Source organism: Acinetobacter sp. YH01019 (assembly GCF_013420285.1).
GTDB classification, from domain to species: Bacteria; Pseudomonadota; Gammaproteobacteria; order Pseudomonadales; family Moraxellaceae; genus Acinetobacter; species Acinetobacter gandensis.
In genome coordinates this window covers 1-1,976 of record NZ_VOYM01000127.1, presented here as the reverse complement: position 1 = coordinate 1,976, position 1,976 = coordinate 1, and the positions used below count along the sequence as shown (strand labels likewise).

The window sequence follows — 1,976 nt, the reverse complement described above, 5'->3', positions numbered from 1 at the left end:
GACAGCGTACCTTCTCCCGAAGTTACGGTACCATTTTGCCTAGTTCCTTCAGCAGAGTTCTCTCAAGCGCTTTGGTCTACTCGACCTGACCACCTGTGTCGGTTTCGGGTACGATTCCTGTGTAACTGAAGCTTAGAGACTTTTCCTGGAAGCATAGTATCAGCCACTTCACTGTACAAGTACAGCTTGCTATCAGATCTCAGCATAGAGTACCCCGGATTTGCCTAAGATACATGCCTACATCCTTTCACCTGGACAACCAACGCCAGGCTGACTTAACTTACTCCGTCCTCTCATCGCATTACACAGAAGTATTGGAATATTAACCAATTTCCCATCGACTACGCCTCTCGGCCTCGCCTTAGGGGTCGACTCACCCAGCCCCGATTAACGTTGGACTGGAACCCTTGGTCTTTCAGCGAACGAGTTTTTCACTCGTTTTGTCGTTACTCACGTCAGCATTCGCACTTCTGATACCTCCAGCAGACTTCTCAATCCACCTTCATCGGCTTACAGAACGCTCCCCTACCACGTACACATAAGTGTACATCCGCAGCTTCGGCATATAGTTTTAGCCCCGTTACATCTTCCGCGCAGGCCGACTCGACTAGTGAGCTATTACGCTTTCTTTAAAGGGTGGCTGCTTCTAAGCCAACCTCCTAGCTGTCTATGCCTTCCCACATCGTTTCCCACTTAACTATAATTTTGGGGCCTTAGCTGGCGGTCTGGATTGTTTTCCTCTTGACTACGGACGTTAGCACCCGCAGTCTGTCTCCCGGATAGTACTCATTGGTATTCGGAGTTTGCATCGGTTTGGTAAGTCGGGATGACCCCCTAGCCGAAACAGTGCTCTACCCCCAATGGTATTCGTCCGAGGCGCTACCTAAATAGCTTTCGGGGAGAACCAGCTATCACCGAGTTTGATTAGCCTTTCACCCCTATCCACAAGTCATCCCCTGGCTTTTCAACGACAGTGGGTTCGGTCCTCCAGTTAGTGTTACCCAACCTTCAACCTGCTCATGGATAGATCACCCGGTTTCGGGTCTACACCCAGCAACTAAACGCCCTATTAAGACTCGATTTCTCTACGGCTCCCCTATGCGGTTAACCTTGCTACTGAATGTAAGTCGCTGACCCATTATACAAAAGGTACGCAGTCACCGAACAAGTCGGCTCCCACTGCTTGTATGCATGCGGTTTCAGGATCTATTTCACTCCCCTCACAGGGGTTCTTTTCGCCTTTCCCTCACGGTACTGGTTCACTATCGGTCAGTCAGGAGTATTTAGCCTTGGAGGATGGTCCCCCCATATTCAGACAAGGTTTCACGTGCCTCGCCCTACTCGACATCATCATATAAGCCCTTTCGTGTACAGGACTATCACCTACTATGGTTGCACTTCCCAGAGCATTCCACTAAAGCTTATATGACTTAATGGGCTTTTCCCCGTTCGCTCGCCGCTACTGAGGGAATCTCAATTGATTTCTTTTCCTAAGGGTACTGAGATGTTTCACTTCCCCTCGTTTGCCTCATAAACCTATGTATTCAGTTTATGATACCCGCCTTATAGCGGGTGGGTTTCCCCATTCAGAAATCTCCGGATCACAGGATATTTGCCGCCTCCCCGGAGCTTATCGCAGGCTATTACGTCTTTCATCGCCTCTGACTGCCAAGGCATCCACCACATGCACTTAATTACTTGACTATACAACCCCAAACAGTCGTTAATCCCTACAAGTAGGATTAGCAACAGATCAACTAACAAGTTAGTCAATCATACAGTTGGCGTCTGTGCACTTAAGCACTGTACAGCTTCAATTAGATTCATATACCAAAACGCTTGATTCAGTTAATCGCTAGTAACTCATTCTTTCTTTCGATTGAATGAGTATGAACAATTTATTTCAACTCAAATATATTCTGTTAATGATTTTTCTAGCCTTCGTCAGGTCTAGAAACTGTGATAAATCACAGAGG

At 47.5% G+C, this 1,976-nt stretch carries 1 rRNA gene; it reads right to left on the bottom strand.

Annotated features, from left to right (window positions below):
• Positions 1-1,704, bottom strand: a 23S ribosomal RNA gene (locus tag FTT84_RS16835); the annotation flags it as partial.
• Positions 1,705-1,976: the final 272 nt, after the last annotated feature.